Consider the following 21379-nt stretch of genomic DNA (forward strand, 5'->3'; position numbering starts at 1 on the left):
CCAGATATTAAATAGCAACCTCCTGATTTTTGCTACTCATTACAATTCCCAAACCCATACCGGAAAAACTGGCCAGTAAACCATAAATCATGGGCGGATATTCCGTGCCGAGCCAAACTGAACCAAGCCAGACGACCAGCCCGGCGATCATGGACAAAATACAGCCAAGCTGATTGGCATTTTTCCAGTATAAGCCTGCTGCGAGCGGCACAAACAGCGATACAAGGCTGAATGCGGATGACTCTGCTACGAGCTCAAAAATACTTTCCCGTGTGGATGCCATGAAAATGCAGATGCCGGTGATGACAATGATGCCAATTCTGATGATTCTCAACAATTGTTTGTCGCTTAGTTCCGGATGGAAAAATTTGATCACATTTTCGCCAAGAACCGCAGCCGGCGCCATGATCGCGCTGCTGGTGGTACTCAGGATAGCCGAAACCAGAGCCCCGAAAAATAATATTTGTAAAGGAAGTCCTGAATGAAGCAGAACCATATTGGGAATGATCATTTGCGGATCGTCTTTTCCAAGGTCCGGATATAAATGGTGGCCGCATAGCCCGATAAACAGCGGTAGCAAGGCGATGGTGAGGTACATTAGTGATGAAAGTAATGTAGCTTTAACCGATACGTCGGCTGATTTTGCAGACATCACACGCTGAAAAACGTCCTGCTGCGGAATGGAGCCCAGGCCAATGGTTATCCAGGCCGCGAAATATCCCACGGAATCTTTGAAGGTAAACTGTGGATAAGCCCGGAAAAAATCTTTTGGTGCGGCGTTTATCAGTGGAGAAAAACCACCTACTTTGAAATACAATACGATGGCAACAACAAGCAAACCAACGATGATCATGATGGTTTGAAGAAAATCGGTGATGGAAATGGACCACATTCCGCCCCATATGGTGTAAAGGATAACCACGAAGGAACTTAGTAAAATACATTCTGTTAAGGACCAGCCTAAAACTACTTTCAGTACAATGCCCATAGCGAGCAGCTGGGCTGCAATCCAGCTGAAATAGGAGGGGATAATCAGTACAGCCGACAATAGTTCAGCCGGTCTGCCATAACGTATCCGGAAGAAATCGCAAAAGGTGATGATATTCATTTTATAAAAACGTCTTGCGAAAAATATTCCGACAAGAAACAGACACAGCGCTGCACCAAAAGGATCCTCAATAACGCCTAAAACGCCTTTTTCTATAAATTCTGTGGGCGCTCCCATAATGGTTTCCGAACCGAACCAGGTTGCAAAAGTGGCAGATGCGGCCAGAAAAAGTGGTAATCTTCTGCCGGCCAGCACGAAATCGGTTGTGGTGGTGATTTTGCGTGATGCCCACAAGCCGATTCCCAGGTTTAGTAATAAGTAAGCAATGATAGAAAAAGCCAGCATGTTCGAAATTTTCGGAAAGATCAGTTTACAATTTTACGAACAAAAAATAGGGAGATAGCCATTTTTGCAGATGTTTATTAAGAAAAAATACTTTTAGAGGGTATTTTCTATTGGTTTGGACATCCTTTACTTACATCTTGACTTATTTAATCCTATGATCCGGCGTTTAACTTTATTGTCCTTCTTTTTTTGCCTTTCTTTTTTAACACAGGCCCAGCAGCAAGTCACCAACAATCCTGAACGTATCAAGTGGTTCCAGGATTTGGGTTTTGGCATGTTTATCCATTGGAATGTGGATGTTTCACTGGGTGCGGTGATCAGCCATTCGCTGGCCGGGGCATCCGATGAGTATGTGGACAGATACATCAAGGAGCTTCCTTCGTTTTTCAATCCTAAAAAATTTGACCCGGATGAATGGGCCACGATGGCTCGTTTGGCGGGAATGAAATACGTGGTTTTTACGACGAAACATCATTCGGGATTTTGCATGTTTGACACAAAATCGACCCCGTTTAATGTGATGAACACACCTTTTAAGCGGGATGTAACCAAGGAGATTATCGATGCGTTCCGCAAGCAGGGTATCGCGATCGGGATTTATTTTTCGCCGGAAGATTTTCTATTCTTTCACCAAAACAATATCCCGCTGGGCAGATTGCAGCACGAAAAGCAATTTCCGATGAATAATCCGAAGCTGATGGATTATGACAAACAGCAGGTGAAAGAATTGCTGACAAACTACGGTAAAATCGACATCATGTTTTTTGACGGTCCGGGCGACGGTCTTCGTGAATACGCGTGGAGCATCAATCCTGACCTTGTGATCACACGTGACGCCATGAATACGCCTGAGCAGAATATTCCGGATAAGGCCTCGCCACGTCCCTGGGAAGCCTGTTACACGATGGGGACTGACTGGCAGTACAAACCGACAAACGATCCGCATAAGTCAGGCACCGAAATCATCAACATGCTGATCGAGATCCGGGCGAAGGGTGGTAACTTTCTATTGAATGTGGGCCCGAAACCCAATGGCGAAATTCAGATTGAACAGGAAAGTTTACTAAGGGAGATTGCTTTATGGAATTTTGCTAACCGTGAAGCCATTTATACCGTGAAACCACTGCCAGTGATCCGTGACAAAAATATCTGGTTCACACAGTCTAATGATGACAAATACATTTATGCCTTTGTGACGCGGAATACACCCGGCGAATGGAAGTATGGTGAGCGTCGCGACTTTTTACTGTCCATGATTGAAGGAAATGCGAAAACAAAAGTAAGTGTATTAGGTTATAAGAGCGAGTTGGTTGAATACGTCAATAATTTTGATGCGTCGGTTAAGGTATCGCCAACACCGATTGGCCTGGCCGTGAGTGCGGTGAATGGTCAGCGTTTTTATACCAACCGCCAATGGCCGAATACCGTTGTGTTAAAAATAGAAAATGCGAAGTTCAAAATGCCGGTTGAAGCGAAAACTTCAAAATCAGGCATCGACGGAGCCAAATAGGTACTTTTTCTGGATAAGAAATGAGCCGGGCGATTGACTTCGACCGGCTCATTGTTATTTATTGATTAATTACGACCATACCGGTTATTTCTTTCTCTGTTGGAATACCGGTGGCTGTGTCTTTCGTGATGTCTTTTTTGTCTGTAATTGTCGCGATAAACCACGCGTGGTGGTGGTGAGGGCCGGACAATAATGGTACGAGGCGGGTGACCGTACCCATAGCCGTTATCGTAATAAGGCTGGCGGGAATGATAGACACAGGATGAAACGCTCATCGCCGCTATCAGTATTCCAATATATAAACCCGCAATTCTGATCCTTCTCATGGTTAGTTTGTTTTTGTTGTTATTTATATAACGACAGTAATACAAATTATTACCTTTCTTATGCGGAGGAGGAGGCGTACACGAGATGCAGTTTTAAGTTATCCACAGATGTTAATAACAATAAAAATGCGTTTTGGATAAATGAGATGGGTTTTAAAGGCGATATCCACAAGTTATCCACATTGATGTTGTGGATAACTTGTGGATATCTTTTTTGTGAATATTTGTTAAGCCTCTACATCGTAGATCACAACCTTCTCCCAAAGGTGTGCACAATCTTCGATGAATTTCTTGTGAAGCGGATGAACCTGGTACACGTCATGACCAGCTTCATCGTCGAAAATCAAAACTTCTGCAAAATTATAACTTGCATCAATGACAGGTCTGCGTGTTGAGGCCGGTGTTCCGATGTAAACTGATTTAATAGATTCAATACCTTCAAGCGTCTTCAATCCGGCAAAAAGTGCTTTTTGTGCTTCTTCGTTTTCTTTTTCTTTAAGCCAAAAAAATACGTTATGTACAAACATGAGTTATTATTTATGTGTTGGTAAATGAATTATGAATTCGCCTGTGATGTTAATGATTCCTCGTTTTCAACACCTGATCCCTGAAACAGCTTTTCCAGTTTAAAAGTAAAAGTCGTGCCTTTATCTGGTTTAGACATGACGGCAATCTTGGTTCCGTGCGCATTGATAATATGTTTTACAATGGCCAGTCCCAAACCTGTGCCGCCGCGCTCTTTCGACCTGCTTTTGTCTACACGATAAAATCTTTCAAAAATACGCGTTAAATGTTCAGGTGGAATACCCGGGCCGTTATCCCGCACCGAAATTTCGATATATTTTTTACCGGTATTGAAATGCACGATAACCTTTCCCCCATCATTTCCGTATTTAATGGCATTTTCGATGAGGTTAAGCATGACCTGCTGCATCCGGTCCTGGTCGGCTTTTACCCATGCTTCTGTCAAATCATCGGGTTTTACTTTCAGGGAAATATTCCGGTCTTCGGCGATGTTTTCAAGTCGTCCGAAAATGTTAAGACTTAATTGAAGCATGTCTACTGCCTCGATGTTCATTTTAATATCGCCGGTTTCCATTTGTGAAAGCACCAGCAGATCTTTAACCAGTACATCCAGGCTGTCCAGATTTCTGGCGGCTTTTTTCAGAAAACGCTCGCGGACATTTTCATCTTCCATGGCGCCGTCCAGCAAGGTGTGGATAAAACCCTGCGCTGCAAAAATGGGTGTTTTGAATTCGTGGGAAACATCCGCAAGAAATTCTCTTCTGAACAATTCGAGTTTTTTCAGCTCATCAATTTCCTTTTGTTTTTTAGAAACATAAACAAAAATCTCATCATTCAGGGTTTTAAGCGGGTTTGACTCACGGATAAGCCTTTTGCGGGGCACCATATTAAAATCCTTCATTTTCAGCTTGTGAATGGTGCGGTACATCTTATTCACCTCCCGGAAAACAATAATATCAATTGTGTACAGCACAAGGAAAAAGCTGGAAATAAAACATGCAATGGCTACGACAAAGAGCATGCTGGTATTAACACCTTCTACAAAAGCTAAAAAGGTTGTCGTGATCAGGGAGATAATAAATGCCAGTATCAGGGCAATGAAACGAGGACTCAGCGACATAAAGCGGGTTCAATACTAATTTTATGTTAACTAAAATACACATAATCTGTGAGTTAAAACAGAAAGTATGCGTCAATAAAAAGTTAAAGTTAACATTATGAAAGCAATGAATCCCGATTTCTCTGAAAGATGGAATTTTATTAACATTTAGTTAATGTTAGAGGTAGGCATGATAACAAAAAACGTAGAAAAGCTGGTCGGCTCTTCTACGTTTTTAAGATGTTTGAGGCGATTTTAAAATCCTCCCCGATATTTATAAGTACTCGATACTTTGTCGATGGCAACGATATAGGCCGCGATTCGAAGTGAAACCTTGTATTTTAGCGAAGTTTCATAAACCTTGTCAAAAGCATCTTTCATGATCCTGTCGGTACGCCGATTAACTCGTTCCAGTGTCCATTTGTATCCGATACGGTTTTGCACCCATTCGAAATAGGAAACGGTCACACCGCCGGCGTTGGCCAAAATATCAGGCACAACCATAATACCCTTATCATTGATAATATCGTCAGCTTTGAAGGAAGTCGGGCCATTGGCGCCTTCCACGATCATTTTAACCTGGATGCTTTCCACATTTTTCCTCGTGATAACATCTTCTTTGGCAGCAGGGACCAAAACATCCACCGGAATTGTAAATAAGTCGTCGCCAGGAATTGATTCTGCTCCTGTGAAACCTTCGAGTGATCCGTTGTTGCTGTCGCGGTAAGCTATCGCAGCGGCAATGTCTATTCCTTTGTCATTAAAATAAGCACCTGAGATATCGCTGATCCCGTGGATGCTCACCCCGCGTTCGCGTAAAAGGGCCGCGGCATGTGAACCCACGTTACCAAAACCTTGTACGACAGCCGTTGCGCGATAAGGGTTTATCCTCAATTTTTCCATACCAGCCAGTGCTGAAACCATCACACCACGACCGGTTGCTTCGGTGCGGCCAAGTGATCCACCCAAAACCAATGGTTTTCCGGTAACCACAGCGGGGATTGTCATGCCTTTTGCTTTTGAATATTCATCCATCAGCCAGGCCATTTCACGCTGTCCTGTTCCCATGTCCGGCGCAGGTATATCCTGATCCGGGCCGAAGACATCCAAAAGTGCCATCGTGTAACCACGCATCAAACGCTCCATTTCGCCGGCGGACATTTCGCGTGGGTTGCAGGCAACACCTCCTTTGGCACCACCATAGGGAATATCCACCACAGCACATTTCCAGGTCATCCATGCCGCGAGGGCACGCACTTCGTCCAGATTTACGTCCGGATCGAAACGAATTCCGCCTTTGCTGGGACCAAGAATGGTAGAATGGATGACGCGATAACCTTCGAAGACTTTTATTTTGCCGGAATCCATTGTGACAGGAATTCCTACTGTGACCTGTTTGCGGGGAACTTTAAGAATATGATACATTTCGTCGGATATTCCCAAAAGCTCTACGGCTTTGTCAAATCGCTGCATCATGGACTCCAACGGATTTTCTTTGTCCTTAATTGGAGCAGGTTCTATATAAGTCATTTTAATTTACAATTAAATATCTGATAATAAGTATGTTAATGAATTGTTTATTTATGACAATACAAACATACGCCTTTTCAACATATTTAAATATAAACCTGTTCTTTCTTGAAATTGTATAAAAAATTGATAAAAAAATATTATTTCAAAGTTCCTTTCAATTGTGAAAGGATACTGTTATTTTAGCAATTACTTCCAAATTTTTCATATGGTTTTGCCGGAAATTAAGAATGAAAAAAATACAAAAAAAGGGAGCACAATTTGTGCCCCCTTTTCTTTTGAAAATCGTGATCTTCGATTAAACCATTTCGATTTTAGCACCGAAACGTTTACGATCGTTTTCTTCAAGATATATTTTCCGCATACGCATGCTTTGCGGAGTAACTTCAAGATATTCGTCTTTCTGGATATATTCCATTGATTCCTCCAAAGAGAAATTAATTTTAGGAACGATACGAAGTCCGTCATCCGTACCAGAAGCACGCATGTTGGTCAGTTTTTTCGCTTCCTGCAAGTTTACAACGATATCATTTGGACGAGTATGTTCTCCAATCACCTGGCCAGTGTAAATTTCTTCACCTGGTTCAACGAAGAAACGTCCGCGATCCTGCAATTTATCAATTGTGTAACCTGTTGCAGCACCTGTGTTTTTAGAGATGATCGATCCACTGTTACGTCCTGGAATTGGTCCGCGGAATGGTTCGAAGCTTTTGAAACGGTGCGTCATAACAGCTTCTCCTTGTGTTGCAGTCAATACGTTAGAACGAAGACCGATCAAACCACGAGATGGAATTTCGAATTCCAAATGCTGCAAATCTCCTTTTGGTTCCATGATCAAAAGCTCACCCTTACGTTGTGTAGCCAATTCGATTACTTTACCAGCAGATGATTCTGGAACGTCAACTACCAATGTTTCGATTGGTTCAAGACGCTGTCCGTTTTCGTCTGTTTTGAAAAGAACCTGAGGCTGTCCAACTTGTAGTTCATAACCTTCACGACGCATCGTTTCGATCAAAACTGACAAGTGAAGGATACCACGTCCGTAAACCAGGAATTTATCTTCTGTGTCAGTAGATTCTACGCGAAGTGCAAGGTTTTTCTCAGTTTCTTTCATCAAACGATCACGTAAGTGACGAGATGTTACGAATTTACCTTCTTTACCATAGAAAGGCGAGTTGTTGATTGTGAACAACATGTTCAATGTTGGCTCATCAACAGAAATACGTGGAAGTGCTTCCGGGTTTTCAGCATCTGCCAAAGTATCCCCGATTTCGAAATCTTCAATACCGGTAACAGCACAGATATCACCTGCTTCAACTTCACTTACTTTCACTCTTCCAAGACCTTCAAATACCTGAAGTTCTTTCACTTTCACTTTTTTGAAAACACCGTCCGCTTTACAAAGCGTCATCACAGCGCCTTCTTTCAAAGTTCCGCGCAATACACGTCCAATCGCGATACGGCCAACGAATGCATTGTAGTCAAGAGACGTAATCTGCATCTGTGGAGTACCAGGGTGGATAATTGCCGCAGGAATTTGAGAAATAATGGTATCCAACAAGTAAGTGATGTTGTCGGTTGGTTTAGTCCAATCCGGCCCCATCCAGCCTTGTTTTGATGAACCGTAAACGGTTGTAAAGTCAAGTTGATCTTCTGTTGCGCCAAGGTTAAACATTAAATCAAAAACGTTTTCCTGAACTTCTTCAGGGCGGCAGTTCTCTTTGTCAACTTTGTTAACAACAACGATTGGTTTCAGACCAAGAGCGATAGCTTTTCCAAGTACAAAACGTGTTTGAGGCATAGGACCTTCAAAAGCATCAACAAGAAGAATTACGCCGTCAGCCATTTTAAGTACACGTTCCACTTCACCACCAAAGTCAGCGTGACCCGGAGTATCGATTACGTTGATTTTGTAGTCTTTGTAACGTACAGACACGTTTTTCGAAACGATAGTAATTCCACGTTCGCGCTCAAGATCATTGTTATCAAGAATCAGATCGCCGAATTCCTGGTTTTCACGAAAAAGCTTCGAAGCATGAATGATTTTGTCAACCAATGTTGTTTTGCCGTGGTCAACGTGCGCAATAATTGCGATGTTACGAATGGATTGCATTGTTTTATGAGTCAATTGTTTACGGTTAACAGCAGGCACAGTAATAGGTGCCCCCTGGCTCGCCGCTATGCTGTGTTCTTGCTGAACTTTCTGAAATAAGGTGCAAAGATACGGACTTTTTTCGCTGAATAACAGTAATTTACAATTTTTTTATTGTTAACAATTCAAAAACGCCGTTTAAGCTAAGAGAAGTGCAAAAAGTATAGAAAAATATTAGATGGTTGCTATTTGTGGGTAAGACATATTATAAAGGTTGTCCGGATCAAAATCCACTCCATTTGCCCAGGTCAATGTACCGTATGAGTCAAGTTTTACTGATTTAAAATACGTCTTGTCGGCAAGGCTACTGATCAGCCCGTCATTATTTTTTTTATACTTTGCTATTATCGCAGCCAGATCTACCACTCTAACCTCTCCCGTGTTAAACAGGCAGGAAATGTTATAGTCTTGAACAGACAGGATTTCTTTGATATAGTAAAGCATAATTTATTGCAGCGGATCAATTTTATTCCAGGATTTCAACTCTTTTCCCAGATTTACAAAGTTCTCCAACAGTTCTTTTTCATGAATGATTGCCCAGGCCTGAACCAGTTTTAACTGTTTAGACGGCAGATATCCTTCAAGTATTTCAGCGGTTTTTATATCAATAATCGCTTTGAAATCCTGAAATTCCGCATGAAAGTGCGGTGGATTATGATCGTCAAAAAACATCCTGATAATGATACCAAGGAAACGACTGATCTCTGGCATTACTTAATATTTAGTGTGTGTGAAAAAGGTAATCAATTTAAAGTTAAGAACTTGGAAGTAGCAAAACAACAAGATTAGCCTTCACTTTTAACACCAAACAATAATTAAAAATTCATAAGCATGACAAGAATTTTGGTTTCGTGGCTGTCTTTGTTTTCTTTGCAGGAATTCTATTTTCATTTTATTTCCTACCATGAATAAAAACATAATCGCAGGAATGCTCCTGACACTCACGACGTTGAGTTATGCTCAGGATGATGCGACAAAATACGCAGCCAGCATAACCCCGGAAGATCTAAAAAAACATTTGGTCATTATCGCTTCGGATAGTCTCGAAGGACGGGACACTGGTTCGCCAGGACAAAAAAAAGCTGCGGAATATGTTTCAAAATATTTTAAGGCTTATGGATTACAGCCAATCGCGGACAATGGCGATGGTGCGAAATCCTACCTTCAAAAGTACAAGTTATACAAACGCAGCTTTGGTGATGTATATGTGAAGATTGATGGAAAGAAGTATGAGTTCAATAAAGATTTCTATCTCAATGGATTACTGAATGTGCCGGATGAAACAGAAACGCCCGTGGTTTTGGCCGGATATGGTATTCAGGAAGGAACCTATAACGATTACGCTAATCTGGATGTGAAAGATAAATCGGTTCTGATCTTTGAAGGAGAGCCGAAATCAGGAGATGGTAAATATCTTTTAAGCGGAACCGGCGAGAAAACCAAATGGAGCGGACCGGTTTCGTGGCAGCAAAAAGCAAAACTGGCTTTGTCAAAAGGGGCCAAGTATATCTTTATCGTTACAGATAAAAGTGGCGAAGATCTTGATAAGGAAATCCGTCAGCGTTCTGTCATGGCAAGACGTTTCAGTTCACCGACCTTAAAACCGGTTCAGGAATCTCCAAATGGCATTGCTTCCTTTGTGCTGACCCCTGATATGGCGGGATCATTATTGAAAACTTCTGCGCAGAAATTAAACAAGATCAAAGCTGATATTGATAAAACAGGAAAGCCATTGACAAAATCGGCCACAGGTTCAATCACTTTCAGGGTTGAGCGTGTAAGCGAAATTATCAATACTGAGAATGTTGCCGGCTTGATGGAAGGTTCGGATAAAAAGGATGAAGTTTTGGTAATTTCGGCGCACCTTGATCATATCGGGATTTCGCCAAACGGGGAAATCAACAATGGGGCGGATGACGATGGCTCAGGAACCGTTTCTTTGCTTGAAATTGCCGAAGCATTCAGCAAAGCAAAAGCAGAAGGGAAAGGCCCGAGAAGAAGCATTCTTTTCCTGAATGTAACAGGTGAAGAAAAAGGCCTTTTTGGATCTGAATATTATTCAGAAAACCCGTTGCTTCCTTTGGCTAACACGGTTGCTGATTTGAATATTGACATGATCGGCCGCGTTGATGATGCACATAAAAATGAGCCAAAATATGTTTACGTGATCGGAGCTGATAAGCTATCGTCGGAATTACATGCGATTAGTGAAGAGGCGAATAAGAAGTATGTAAACTATAAGCTGGATTATACCTTCAACGATCCAAAAGACCCGAACCGTTTTTATTACCGTTCAGATCATTACAATTTCGCGAAGAAAAACGTACCGGTGATTTTCTATTTCACGGGTGTTCATGAAGATTATCACCGTCCGGGCGACGATGTCGAGAAAATTATGTTTGACAAACAGGCTCCTATCGTAAAACTTGTTTTCCATACGGCCTGGGAACTGGTTAATCGCGAGGACCGGATCAAGGTGGATAGCCACAAAGAATAGAAAATTTAAATTATAATACCGGGAGACGCAAAGAATAATCAAAACTTTGCGTCTCTTTGTTTTTTAGCTGAAATGTAAATGCGTTAACCAAAATCGTATATGAAAATTCTTTCGTTAGTCCTTGGTATTCTTGCTTCTGCCGGAACCATTTTTGCCCAAAATACACCGGTTGAAAAGTCGTTGTTGTGGGAGATTTCGGGGAAGGGACTTACAAAATCTTCCTATCTTTTTGGTACGATCCACCTCATCTGCCCGGCTGATTTCGCTTTGAGTGATTCATTGAAGGAGGCTATTGCCAAAACCGAGCAGATTGCGCTGGAAATTGATATGGATGATCCCGGACTTATGGCGGCGATGACCAAAACGATGTTCATGAGCGGTGATAAAAAGCTGACGGAAATTTTGTCAGAAAAGGATTATGCGCATTTGAACCAGTTTTATAAAGATTCGCTCAAAATGGATATTGCAGCTTTTGGCAGGGCAAAACCGTTCATGATGATGGGACCGCTTTTTGGCCGGATTCTCGGCTGTGAGCCGCAGTCTTACGAAATCTCCTTGATGGGGCTTGCCGGGAAACAAAAATCAGAAATAATCGGCCTGGAAAGTATTGAAGAGCAGATGGCGATTTTCGATACCATACCGTATGAGCGTCAGGCGGCTATGCTGGTTACGATGATTGATAAATTACCCGAAACGAAAAAGGAGTTTAAAGGGCTGGTGGAATTATACAAGAACCAGGATTTACAAGGACTCTATAACCTGACCCTTCAAAGTGAATTTGGGTTGGATGGACAGGATGAAGTGATGCTCTTTAAACGCAACCAAAACTGGATTACCCGTATCGATAAAATCGTGCATGAAAAGCCAACTTTCATAGCGGTTGGTGCGGCACATTTGGGTGGCGACAAGGGTGTTATTGCACTGTTGAGAAAGGAAGGGTATAAAGTTCGGGCGGTTTCGAGGTAGCTGTGAATTTCTGAAAAGTGAGTATTTTTAAAGGCATTATTCTCTAAATACACACTATGAATTCTTCCAGGTACGTTTTAACCAAGGATTATGATCCTTCGATTTATCAATTTTTCAGCGAAGGCCCTAATGGATTGATAAAAAAGATTATCCAATTTCAAATTATTGATATTGAGGCCAATCTATACAATCTTGCCTTTGGAGACTGGGATGACCTAACCCAACGGATAGATGACCTGGTAGTTTCGAATAACCGCGATAAACAAAAGGTTCTCGCGACGGTAGCATTCGCAGTTATGGATTTTATGCGCAACCATCCTGATGCAGTTATTTTCGCGCAAGGGAGTACAAAGGTTAGAACTCGTGTTTATCAGATTGGGGTTTCTTTATTTTTGAAAGAAATAACGGATTCGTATAAAATAATGGGTTACGTAGATATGGAGTGGGAGTTATTCACCGAGGGAGTAAACTACGAAGCTTTCTTGTTATCTAATAAATAGCTAAATTTAACGACTTAAATACTTTGATTATGAGAGATATAGCCAAAAGAGGAACTATTGTCTTGCCTGAGATCCAGGTTAGTGACACAATCCCGGATGTATCGAATGATCCCGTTTTTTTGCTAAAAAAACAAAAAGCAGCGGCGTTTTTAAAACAACATCCGGCTCCCAAAAATATGCTGCCTTTGAAAAAATAGTTTTCGAATGGCTAAAATAAGTAGCTGCTTGAATCAAAATGCCGAAATCCACTTCATAATCCATTCCGGGTTGAAGAACAATAAAATGATTGCAGCCAGGAAAAATCCGGCAATAACTTTTCCACTGAAACCATCATGAGAAGGTAACGTTGCCTGATTTGTGTTTTTGAAAAATAGCAGGTAAGGCAGTCTTAAATAATAAGCCAGTGCGACTGCTGCGTTTAAAATCCCGCCTATCAACAACCAAAGCATCCACGGAAAACCCTGGTCGTGGTAGCTATCCCAGAGTGCCGAGAAGATCAGCCATTTTGAAGTAAAACCCACTGTTGGCGGAAGTCCTGCCAAAGCAACCATAATGACGGTCAGTACACCTGAAATCCAGATGTTGTTTTTTCCCAATCCTTCGAAAGCAGATAATTCAGTAGTAGCTTTAGGCTGCAAAAGATCAATCAAAAAGAAAGCGGCCATATTGATCACCAGATAAGCAGCGGTATAAAATACAGCAGTTTCAAAACCAAAACGACTGTAAGCTGCGATACCAACGACAAGATAACCCGCCTGTGCAATCGATGAATAGGCAAGCAGTCTCCGGGCATTCGATTGCCATAATGCGCCAACATTCCCTATGGTAATGCTGATCAGTGCAACACCTCCCAGAACCGGAAAATATTGCGAAGGCAAAACCGAAGCAAGCCGCATCAGTACAAGGATAACCGCCGCTTTGGGAGCAACCGACAAAAACGATACCAGAGGTGTAGGCGCTGCTTCGTAAACATCAGGCGTCCAAACATGGAATGGAACAAGCGATAACTTGAAAAGCAGTCCGGCCAGGGTCAGTAAAATGGTAACAGTAATGACAAGGTTTGAGTTATTGAGCAAACCTGCGGTCATGGCTTCGTTGGTGATGTCCAACGTGCCGGTAAGGCCATAAATGAAGGATATCCCATAAAGCATCACTGCGGAACTTGCAGCTCCGAACAGCAAGTATTTCAGACCGCCCTCTGCCGCTTTTTTATAAGGCGAAATGGCAACCAGCAGGTAACTGCTGATGGAGATCAGTTCCAGACACAAATATATGGTCAGCAAATGTGTTGACATCGTCAGCAGGTTAAGCCCGGCGACAGTCGCGATCAGGATGGCATTAAACTCGGGAGGAAAATCGTACTTTAGAACCTTGACATGAATCAGAGCGAAAATCCAGGCAACGATTATCATAACCTTGAAAAACACGGCCTGATGATCCAGAAACAACAACGGATAAAAACGAAACGACGGCTTATCATTCCACTGACCTAACACCAGAACCAATGCGATGACACTGCCCGCCAATGCGATACTGTGGAGCAAGGACGAAGCTTTCTTTTTCTCGAATTGTTTAAACAGAACCAATTCTGAAAAAAGAAAAAAACAGAAAAACACTGCCAGGAAAATCTCAGGAGCAATTCCTCCCAAGCTTTGGCGTATATGGATGAGTTGTTCGTTTAAGTTCAAAAGCGCGGGTACAATTTTTTTGGCAAAAGTACACAAAGATGGTAGGGAATCTATAAGATCAAAAGGAATGTTTGATATTCCAATTAGATTTTTTCTAAATAGCTATCTATCCGACACCCGAATTTACTTTATAAACTAAATCAAATCATGAAAAAATTTCACAGGATTTTGTTCGCCGCCATTTTACTTTTTGGTGCGGAGGCAATAGCTCAGGATTCGACAGGCCTTAAAGGTACTCCGTTAAAGCTGGCTCAGTATACGGATGACAACTCGCCATTTCTTACAAAAGAATGGTTCCGCGGACTGGCAAGGGACAATGCAGGAAAACCATATGACGGGGTGCTGCTGAATTATGATCTGACAAAAGACGAAGTTGTTTATAAAAACGATTCCAGCGCGTACATTCTGGGGCCGGAAATAACCGAGTTTAATATCCCGACCGGAACTGAATTATTTACTTTTAAAAGCGGATTTCCGGCTACTTCCGATGGATTGACTGCCAGGAGTTTTTACCGTGTCCTTTACGATGGAAACACCAAGTTGCTGAAACACTATAAAAAATCGGGTTCCGCAGCTACACAGGAGAGTTTGTACATCCTTAAAGGGGACAAACTTTCGCCTATCCAGCTGAAAGACCGAAATAGTTTTCTGAAAATCCTTTCGGATGAAAAAAATAAAATGAATTACGTTATCAAGGAAGAAAATCTTGATTTTGACGGAGCCGATGATGTGGCAAAATTACTGGCCGAATATGATGCATACAAAGCGGGCAGGGGAGGAAACTAGCAAAACTCCTGGTACCTAAAACAAAAAGCCTGAACGGAAAATAAATTCCATTCAGGCTTTTTGGTGATAATATAACTATTGGGCTAAGTCTTCTACCTTTTTCTTCTTTTTGGTAAAAACGTAGACTACGCCGAAATGACTTTTTAACACACCGCTGTCAAACTTATCCTTTACATAAGGATTTAATTCCAGCGCCAGCTGAATATTCCGGTTTTGCGGCAAAGGTTTGATCCTTACGCCAACATTAACAGAATAACCGTCCACAGTAACCAGATCAGCCTTTGAGTCAGCGATACGGTACAACGGATTCAGCCTTACACCACCGCCAATATACCATTGTGTAATTTCTCCTCTTTTGAAATTGATCATCGGAAGGATATCCACACTCAGGCTGCTGAAAAGTGAATTTGTCTGGAAACGGCTGTCAACCCAGAAAACCTTTCTTGGATTGGTACTTATGGTCAATAAATTGCTCCATGGATAATAACCTACGGATCCCTGCGCCATCAATCCTTCACGGCCGCAAATTAAAAAAAACACAATGAGGATTATAAGTCGTTTCATGGATAAGTCTGATGTTGAAAATAGTATGCTTTACACAATTGAATGAAACTAGCGGCGTAGTGCCTTGCTCATTTTTCCTGCTGCCTGCATTGTGTTCATTTTCTTCATCATCTTACGCATTTCATCAAATTGCTTAAGAAGGTTATTCACCTGCAAAATCGAAGTTCCGCTACCCGTAGCAATACGCTTTTTACGGCTTCCGTCGATAATATCCGGGTTTTCACGTTCTTTCTTGGTCATCGACTGGATGATCGCCTCGATCGGTTTGAAAGACTCGTTGTCAATGTTCACATCTTTCATGGCACTTCCCATACCCGGGATCATACCGATCAGATCTTTCACATTACCCATTTTTTTGATTTGCTGAAGCTGGCCCAAAAAGTCGTCAAAATCAAACTTGTTCTGACGCATTTTAGCGTTAATTCTTTTGGCTTCGTCCTCGTCAAAGGCCTGCTGTGCACGTTCGACCAAAGAAATAACATCACCCATCCCAAGAATCCTGCTCGCCATACGGTCAGGATAGAAGGAGTCAAGTGCTTCCATTTTTTCCCCTGTACTGATGTACTTGATAGGCTTATCAACAATCTGGCGGATTGAAAGGGCAGCTCCACCACGGGCATCACCATCTAATTTGGTAAGTACAACGCCATCAAAATTCAAGCGCTCGTTGAAGGTTTTTGCCGTATTCACAGCATCCTGCCCGGTCATGGAGTCCACAACGAAAAGGATTTCAGAAGGTTTTACAGCGGATTTGATATCCTCAACCTCCTGCATCATCACTTCATCCACAGCCAAACGACCGGCGGTATCGACGATGACGATCTTTTTACCTACTTTTCTTGCATGTGCAACCGCGTTGGTAGCGATGGCAACAGCACTTTTATTTTCAGGTTCTGAATAAACTTCAACACCAACCTGCTCTCCAAGCACTTTCAGCTGGTCAATCGCAGCCGGACGGTAAACGTCGCAGGCTACCAGAAGAACTTGTCTGCCTTGTTTTTTCAACAACTGGGATAACTTACCCGAAAAGGTAGTTTTACCCGAACCCTGTAAACCGGCAATCAGAATAACCGCAGGGTCTCCCTTGATATTGATTCCTTCGGCCTGGCCGCCCATCAGTTCAGTTAATTCTTCCTGAACAATTTTGACGAACATCTGCCCCGGTTCAACAGATATTAATATTTTACGGTCAAGTGCTTTTTCCCTGATCCGGTCTGTAATTTCTTTGGCAACTTTAAAGTTTACGTCGGCGTCAACCAACGCTTTACGAACCTCTTTTGTAGTAGCGGCAACGTTTATATCGGAAATGCGATCCTTCCCTTTTAAAGTACGAAAGGCATTGTTTAGCTTATCCTGTAAGTTTTCAAACATAAATTGGTATGGATGAGATCGGAACTTGAATTGAAATAATGCACAAAGGTATAAATAAAATAAGGAGTACAGGAAAGTTGATTCCCATACTCCTTCATTTTATTCGATTTTTAACGATGTATTTGATGAAAATATTACTGTTTCAGGGCAACACTTAGCTCAGCCGGCTTAGGAGCACTAATTCCGTCGAGCGCATATTGTTTGCTGATGCCTTCATTTACGTAATAATAAGTATCCCAGAAATTTTCACTGAGTGTCCATACACGCACATCAAAGAAAATTGCGTTTTCAGTCAATTTTGTAACCAGGATGTCATGTTCAACATCTTTCAAAGCAGTCGGACAAGCATCTGTTACTTTTCTGATGGAGGCACGGATCGCGTCAACACCATTCTGGCTGCCGGCTGCAAACACCATATCCACACGAATTTTTCCTTTACCTGAAATATTGGTAATCGGTGCGGTAGAAAGTGCGCCGTTTGGTAAGATAATCGTTTTGTTATCCACCGTTACCAGAATTGTATTGAAAATCTGGATAGCTTCCACAACGCCGGTGAATCCCTGCGCACTGATCAGATCACCGACACGGTAAGGTTTAAAAATAAGAATCAACACACCACCTGCAAAATTGGCAAGACTGCCCTGCAAAGCAAAACCAACGGCTAAACTGGCGGCACCCAAAACAGCCACGAAAGAGGTTGTCTGGATACCCAAAATTCCTGCAATACTCAACAGGAGCATTACATTGAGCATGACGCTCAGCAGCGAATTCAAAAACGGCTGAACATCACGGTCTACGTGCCGTCTGTCCATCAAGGAACTAACCATCGAAGTGATTTTTCCGATGACTATTCTACCGATAATAAGCACGAGAATCGCAAGCAAAATTTTTCCGCCGTACTCTGATGCCGTGGCAATGATTTGAGCTTTGATAAGGTCGTAATTCATAATTTTGAGATTAGTGAACGTATAATGAGTTGACTTTCTAAATTTAGACAAATAGTGCATTAATAAGTCACTGGTGTCCTCAAAAAATAAATTTACCGCCCGAGCCGGTAACTGATTTGATAAGTATTATCTTTTTCCGTTAAAATTATACTGGATGCCCATCACAAAAGTCCTTGGAGCGGCTGCATTGTAAGTTGTGCGATCGGTGCTGTTATTGCCTCTGGTTGCGTTGGTAGCATACAAAACATCCGTCAGATTGAGAATATTGGTAAACAACTCAATGCCTTTCCACTGATAACCCACACGGAAATTGAGGACATTGTAGCCATCGGCACGGACGGTATTTACCTGATTTTGATAATAACCGGCTACATGCTGCCACTCAATGGAAGTACGGAAGTTTTTGAACCAGTCAGGGTAGTAACTGAACTCGGAGTTCCACAGCCATCGCGGAGACGAGGGCATATCATTGCCGTTTACATTTTTTACTGCATCAGCCTCACGGTTGCTCAAAGTAAATTCTTCATAGCGGTGAATGGCCGTTGTGCCGCCAAAACGGAAGAAAAATTCCTTTGTCGGCTTATAGGTAAGACCAAATTCAACACCGCGGTGAAGTGTTTTTCCGGCAGATTGATAGTCATAGGAATTGTCGGGCAAACGAACATTCAGCAATTCATTGCGTCCGTTCATCTGATAAAATGCCAGGTCCAGATACACCTTGTTTTCTAACATGGACATCCAGCCACCAATTTCGGCGTTGTTGAACTGAGCCGGCTGGAGGTTATAGTAAAACAAGTCTCCGTTTGGAAGCGGCGTGGTCCGTTTGCGGAAAATGGAAGTCAGGCCGGGCGGTGAAAATCCACGGGAGTAATTGGCATAAATACCTTTTCCTTTGCCCAGGTCATATGTAGCCCCGATTTTCGGCGTAAACTGACTGTAAGATTTGTTGCCGGAAGTATTATCGAGATAGTTGGTATAGTCAAAGGCCATACGGTCGTAACGGATGCCGGCTGAGATCCTCAATTTTGGTATCGGCTCGAAATCATACTGTGCATAAAGTGCCGAGTTTTTAATGTCGGCCTCATAATCCGAATTTCTGATATCCGGACGCTCTTTTACAATGGTATATTTTTCAACCGATTTTTTGTCTGCCCGCAATTGCGCTGCCAGGTCGATCTGATAGGACCAGTAGGTGGAAGGAGAAAAATCCAGCACGGTTCCTGCAATAAGTTTGGCGTTGAGGAAATTAAAACGCTGGCTATGCTGCGCTATTAACCCGATACTTTTAAAATTGCTTGAATTGATTTCACCCTTGGCTGTTTCCTGGCCGGTTGTCCATTTGATACCGTAACTTGGATTTTGACCGTGCTCATTTTTTCTTGCAAAAGCCGTAATAAATGATTGAGAACCATTATTCCAGTCTTTTTCAAACGTTAACCGGGTCCGCAGGGAATTTGATTTCCGGTAGGTGAAATCCGTTGTGCTTACATATTGGCGTGAAAAAAACGCTGTACTATCCACGCTTCCGCCGGTCTGTGAATCGTAATGGCTGTAAGCAAATGTATAAATCAACCGGGTTGACGGTGTGAACTGGTATTCCAGCCGGGCATTCAGCGAATTTTTGTCATAGTCAGAGTTTTTCATCCAGCTATTGGTTTGTTTCGATGTAAACCCACCAACATACACTCCAAATTTACCGACTGTGCCTCCGGCTCCATATTGTAATCTTTTATAACCCCACTGATCGGCCTGTATCCCGATTTTGGCCGTGGGCACCGAAGTGGGGCGCTGGGTGATGTAATTTATTGCGCCACCCACTGCTTCCGGTCCATAAATAGAAGAAACCGGGCCCTTCACAACTTCGATGGAACTGATCGCAAACTGGTTGAATTCCAGAATCGAGTTATGATTAAAAACGCCCATAGGACGGATCGGGATGCCATCTTCCATGTAAAGAAAATAAGCGTTGGTGGTAAACGGCTGGCGGATGGCCATGGAATGTTGCTCATTGCCCAGGTTAACCATCATGACACCGGGTACTTTGTTGATCAGTTCGACCATGGCCGTTGCCTTGGCTTCCTCAATCATCCGCGGCGAAAGTTTTGAAATCGCGATGGGTGATTCCGTCCGTAAACTTGCTTCACGATTACCCGTTACAATCAGCGATTGCAGGTTTTCAATAGCAGGTTCCAGTGCAATGCGCAGCGACCCGTTTTCCTTCGGCATCACTTCCAGGGTAGTATAACCAATACTCGATATTTTGACCGAGCCGTTTTTGTCTGTGTTCCGTACTGAGAAGTTTCCGGTATTATCGGTTGTTGTTCCGCCAGCGGCCGTTAAAATAGTGGCGCCAATGACCGGCTCTTTGGTTTGTGCATCAAACACTTTTCCGTGAATGGTTTGGGCAAAAGCGTTTAGCGTAACGAAGAAAAATATGATGAGTGAAAATAATTTCTGTTTCATTCCCGGGGAATTTAATACGAATTAGTCAGGTTGGATACGTCGGTGATGCGCTTGCAGTGAAGGCTATCCCTGACATATCATGATAAAACATGGGTAATAGACCCGCTGTTTTTGTATAAAAAAATGATGAATAACTAACTCAGTATATTTTGGGAGGCTGCAAGATACCCAAACATGGGGCCGTGTATTGAAGCAGATTATAATAGAAATCGATCTTCTGATCGTCGCCAGAAAGTGATCCCGATTGCAGAAAATCAAAAGTAAATACAGGCTGGGTGAAGAGCTGCAATACAGGAGAATTCTGCACCCGTGCTGTGGTTTCCTTATCCTGTTTGTCCTGTTGCTGTTTTAATTGTTTTGCCAGATAACATTTTCCGTCGCAGTGCAGCTGTGGTTTATCCCGGTTTTCGCATAAGACGCGGGCGATATAGTCCCGGTTCAAATGGAAATAGGCGATCGTTCCCCACGGACTGATGGTGGGTAGCATGATTGCAAATAACAAGATGGATGTTATAAACGAACGCATGGATAAAATTGAAAACAGCATGAACAGTAGTCGCCTGTCTGCGTAAAATGCAGTCAGAATGCGCTTCTTGATACGGTGAAATAAAGAGAGGGCTTATGCCGGAGGATGGAAAATATCGTCTGCGGAAACACGCGCAGAAGGGGGAGAAACGTAATTGAAAGAAAGAGGGGAGTGTACTTTATAAGAAATTTGCGGTGGTATCGCGACTTGCACCTGAAAGTCCAGTACGTGATCCAGTATTTGAGACATATAATCGCGTTCTGCCTGGCGCTTTTCCTGTTCTTCCAGCGCAGCCATTTTCTTGGCCAGATAACATTTCCCGTCGCAATGCATTTGCGGACGGTTGCGGTTTACGCAAAGATTTTTAACGATGTAGTCCCGGCGAATTTCAAAGTCCAGATACAATAGCGGTATCACCCACACTTTTATAAGCATGAGGCCCAACAAGCCAAGCGATATCCATTGTTTCTTAGGACCTTTCACAATTGATCACGATGCTCTGCGAACATCCGTTGAATGTATTTTGGTGCAAAGGT

The 21379-nt window shown here is 42.6% G+C and carries 21 protein-coding genes; 6 read left to right on the top strand and 15 right to left on the bottom strand.

Annotated elements, in window-relative coordinates; genetic code table 11:
- Positions 1-7: 7 nt before the first annotated feature.
- Positions 8-1393 (bottom strand): high affinity choline transporter 1, encoded by a 1386-nt coding sequence (locus tag M1L62_RS11320; RefSeq protein ID WP_254413142.1) that lies wholly within the window; start codon positions 1391-1393, stop codon positions 8-10.
- A gap of 154 nt (positions 1394-1547) precedes the next feature.
- Between M1L62_RS11320 and M1L62_RS11325 the strand changes: the two genes are divergently transcribed.
- Positions 1548-2903 carry an alpha-L-fucosidase gene (locus M1L62_RS11325; RefSeq protein WP_254413143.1) on the top strand — a complete coding sequence of 452 codons (1356 nt, stop codon included), beginning with the start codon at positions 1548-1550 and terminating at the stop codon, positions 2901-2903.
- 65 nt (positions 2904-2968) lie between these two features.
- On the opposite strand, the gene M1L62_RS11330 is transcribed toward M1L62_RS11325, so the two are convergent.
- The 7 genes from M1L62_RS11330 to M1L62_RS11360 all read right to left on the bottom strand — a co-directional run bounded on the left by M1L62_RS11330 (position 2969) and on the right by M1L62_RS11360 (position 9246).
- The gene (locus M1L62_RS11330; protein WP_254413144.1) at positions 2969-3229 is read right to left on the bottom strand and encodes a hypothetical protein; all 261 of its coding nucleotides are present in this window, start codon (positions 3227-3229) and stop codon (positions 2969-2971) included.
- Between the two features lie 227 nt (positions 3230-3456).
- Positions 3457-3756 (bottom strand): Dabb family protein, encoded by a 300-nt coding sequence (locus M1L62_RS11335; protein WP_254413145.1) that lies wholly within the window; start codon positions 3754-3756, stop codon positions 3457-3459.
- A 29-nt stretch (positions 3757-3785) separates the two neighbouring features.
- A complete protein-coding gene (locus M1L62_RS11340; protein ID WP_254413146.1) occupies positions 3786-4874 on the bottom strand; it encodes a sensor histidine kinase in 1089 nt (362 codons plus the stop codon).
- A gap of 234 nt (positions 4875-5108) precedes the next feature.
- Positions 5109-6383 carry a Glu/Leu/Phe/Val family dehydrogenase gene (locus M1L62_RS11345; protein WP_254413147.1) on the bottom strand — a complete coding sequence of 425 codons (1275 nt, stop codon included), beginning with the start codon at positions 6381-6383 and terminating at the stop codon, positions 5109-5111.
- Between the two features lie 298 nt (positions 6384-6681).
- Complete coding sequence (gene typA / locus M1L62_RS11350) at positions 6682-8496, bottom strand: translational GTPase TypA (protein WP_254413148.1); 1815 nt, start codon at positions 8494-8496, stop codon at positions 6682-6684.
- Between the two features lie 213 nt (positions 8497-8709).
- The gene (locus M1L62_RS11355; protein ID WP_254413149.1) at positions 8710-8979 is read right to left on the bottom strand and encodes a DUF2442 domain-containing protein; all 270 of its coding nucleotides are present in this window, start codon (positions 8977-8979) and stop codon (positions 8710-8712) included.
- Between the two features lie 3 nt (positions 8980-8982).
- Entirely contained in the window at positions 8983-9246 is a 264-nt protein-coding gene (locus M1L62_RS11360; protein WP_254413150.1) for a DUF4160 domain-containing protein, read from the bottom strand.
- Positions 9247-9439: 193 nt separating this feature from the next.
- Here M1L62_RS11360 and M1L62_RS11365 point away from each other — a divergent pair, with 193 nt between their 5' ends.
- The 4 genes from M1L62_RS11365 (at position 9440) to M1L62_RS11380 (ending at position 12695) form a co-directional block, all read left to right on the top strand.
- Positions 9440-11032 carry a M28 family peptidase gene (locus M1L62_RS11365; RefSeq protein WP_254413151.1) on the top strand — a complete coding sequence of 531 codons (1593 nt, stop codon included), beginning with the start codon at positions 9440-9442 and terminating at the stop codon, positions 11030-11032.
- 99 nt (positions 11033-11131) lie between these two features.
- Positions 11132-11998, top strand: a complete 867-nt coding sequence (locus M1L62_RS11370) for a TraB/GumN family protein (RefSeq protein WP_254413152.1) — start codon at positions 11132-11134, stop codon at positions 11996-11998.
- 56 nt (positions 11999-12054) lie between these two features.
- Positions 12055-12498 carry a DUF6934 family protein gene (locus M1L62_RS11375; protein ID WP_254413153.1) on the top strand — a complete coding sequence of 148 codons (444 nt, stop codon included), beginning with the start codon at positions 12055-12057 and terminating at the stop codon, positions 12496-12498.
- A gap of 29 nt (positions 12499-12527) precedes the next feature.
- Positions 12528-12695 carry a hypothetical protein gene (locus M1L62_RS11380; protein ID WP_254413154.1) on the top strand — a complete coding sequence of 56 codons (168 nt, stop codon included), beginning with the start codon at positions 12528-12530 and terminating at the stop codon, positions 12693-12695.
- A 33-nt stretch (positions 12696-12728) separates the two neighbouring features.
- Here the strand turns inward: M1L62_RS11380 and M1L62_RS11385 are convergent, their stop codons facing one another.
- On the bottom strand, positions 12729-14042 hold the full coding sequence (locus tag M1L62_RS11385; protein ID WP_254413155.1) for an NADH-quinone oxidoreductase subunit N: 1314 nt from the start codon (positions 14040-14042) through the stop codon (positions 12729-12731).
- Between the two features lie 291 nt (positions 14043-14333).
- Between M1L62_RS11385 and M1L62_RS11390 the strand changes: the two genes are divergently transcribed.
- Positions 14334-14972 carry a hypothetical protein gene (locus M1L62_RS11390; RefSeq protein ID WP_254413156.1) on the top strand — a complete coding sequence of 213 codons (639 nt, stop codon included), beginning with the start codon at positions 14334-14336 and terminating at the stop codon, positions 14970-14972.
- Positions 14973-15047: 75 nt separating this feature from the next.
- Here M1L62_RS11390 and M1L62_RS11395 read toward each other — a convergent pair whose 3' ends face one another.
- From M1L62_RS11395 to M1L62_RS11420, 6 genes are all read right to left on the bottom strand, one after another.
- Positions 15048-15536, bottom strand: a complete 489-nt coding sequence (locus tag M1L62_RS11395) for a hypothetical protein (RefSeq protein ID WP_254413157.1) — start codon at positions 15534-15536, stop codon at positions 15048-15050.
- A 48-nt stretch (positions 15537-15584) separates the two neighbouring features.
- Positions 15585-16907: a signal recognition particle protein gene (gene ffh, locus M1L62_RS11400; protein WP_254413158.1), complete on the bottom strand. Its 1323-nt coding sequence runs from the start codon at positions 16905-16907 to the stop codon at positions 15585-15587.
- Positions 16908-17041: 134 nt separating this feature from the next.
- Entirely contained in the window at positions 17042-17854 is an 813-nt protein-coding gene (locus tag M1L62_RS11405) for a mechanosensitive ion channel family protein (RefSeq protein ID WP_254413159.1), read from the bottom strand.
- A gap of 126 nt (positions 17855-17980) precedes the next feature.
- A complete protein-coding gene (locus tag M1L62_RS11410; RefSeq protein WP_254413160.1) occupies positions 17981-20317 on the bottom strand; it encodes a TonB-dependent receptor in 2337 nt (778 codons plus the stop codon).
- Positions 20318-20456: 139 nt separating this feature from the next.
- Positions 20457-20843: a hypothetical protein gene (locus M1L62_RS11415; RefSeq protein ID WP_254413161.1), complete on the bottom strand. Its 387-nt coding sequence runs from the start codon at positions 20841-20843 to the stop codon at positions 20457-20459.
- Positions 20844-20936: 93 nt separating this feature from the next.
- Positions 20937-21326 carry a hypothetical protein gene (locus M1L62_RS11420; protein WP_254413162.1) on the bottom strand — a complete coding sequence of 130 codons (390 nt, stop codon included), beginning with the start codon at positions 21324-21326 and terminating at the stop codon, positions 20937-20939.
- Positions 21327-21379 lie beyond the last annotated feature (53 nt).

Source organism: Dyadobacter diqingensis (genome assembly GCF_024220585.1).
Lineage (GTDB): Bacteria > Bacteroidota > Bacteroidia > Cytophagales > Spirosomataceae > Dyadobacter > Dyadobacter diqingensis.

Coding starts and splice junctions, on each gene's coding strand:
- M1L62_RS11320 (WP_254413142.1), bottom strand. CDS start 1,393: ATGCTGGCTTTTTCTATCATTGCTTACTTATTACTAAACCTGGGAATC.
- M1L62_RS11325 (WP_254413143.1), top strand. CDS start 1,548: ATGATCCGGCGTTTAACTTTATTGTCCTTCTTTTTTTGCCTTTCTTTT.
- M1L62_RS11330 (WP_254413144.1), bottom strand. CDS start 3,229: ATGAGAAGGATCAGAATTGCGGGTTTATATATTGGAATACTGATAGCG.
- M1L62_RS11335 (WP_254413145.1), bottom strand. CDS start 3,756: ATGTTTGTACATAACGTATTTTTTTGGCTTAAAGAAAAAGAAAACGAA.
- M1L62_RS11340 (WP_254413146.1), bottom strand. CDS start 4,874: ATGTCGCTGAGTCCTCGTTTCATTGCCCTGATACTGGCATTTATTATC.
- M1L62_RS11345 (WP_254413147.1), bottom strand. CDS start 6,383: ATGACTTATATAGAACCTGCTCCAATTAAGGACAAAGAAAATCCGTTG.
- typA (WP_254413148.1), bottom strand. CDS start 8,496: ATGCAATCCATTCGTAACATCGCAATTATTGCGCACGTTGACCACGGC.
- M1L62_RS11355 (WP_254413149.1), bottom strand. CDS start 8,979: ATGCTTTACTATATCAAAGAAATCCTGTCTGTTCAAGACTATAACATT.
- M1L62_RS11360 (WP_254413150.1), bottom strand. CDS start 9,246: ATGCCAGAGATCAGTCGTTTCCTTGGTATCATTATCAGGATGTTTTTT.
- M1L62_RS11365 (WP_254413151.1), top strand. CDS start 9,440: ATGAATAAAAACATAATCGCAGGAATGCTCCTGACACTCACGACGTTG.
- M1L62_RS11370 (WP_254413152.1), top strand. CDS start 11,132: ATGAAAATTCTTTCGTTAGTCCTTGGTATTCTTGCTTCTGCCGGAACC.
- M1L62_RS11375 (WP_254413153.1), top strand. CDS start 12,055: ATGAATTCTTCCAGGTACGTTTTAACCAAGGATTATGATCCTTCGATT.
- M1L62_RS11380 (WP_254413154.1), top strand. CDS start 12,528: ATGAGAGATATAGCCAAAAGAGGAACTATTGTCTTGCCTGAGATCCAG.
- M1L62_RS11390 (WP_254413156.1), top strand. CDS start 14,334: ATGAAAAAATTTCACAGGATTTTGTTCGCCGCCATTTTACTTTTTGGT.
- M1L62_RS11395 (WP_254413157.1), bottom strand. CDS start 15,536: ATGAAACGACTTATAATCCTCATTGTGTTTTTTTTAATTTGCGGCCGT.
- ffh (WP_254413158.1), bottom strand. CDS start 16,907: ATGTTTGAAAACTTACAGGATAAGCTAAACAATGCCTTTCGTACTTTA.
- M1L62_RS11405 (WP_254413159.1), bottom strand. CDS start 17,854: ATGAATTACGACCTTATCAAAGCTCAAATCATTGCCACGGCATCAGAG.
- M1L62_RS11410 (WP_254413160.1), bottom strand. CDS start 20,317: ATGAAACAGAAATTATTTTCACTCATCATATTTTTCTTCGTTACGCTA.
- M1L62_RS11415 (WP_254413161.1), bottom strand. CDS start 20,843: ATGCGTTCGTTTATAACATCCATCTTGTTATTTGCAATCATGCTACCC.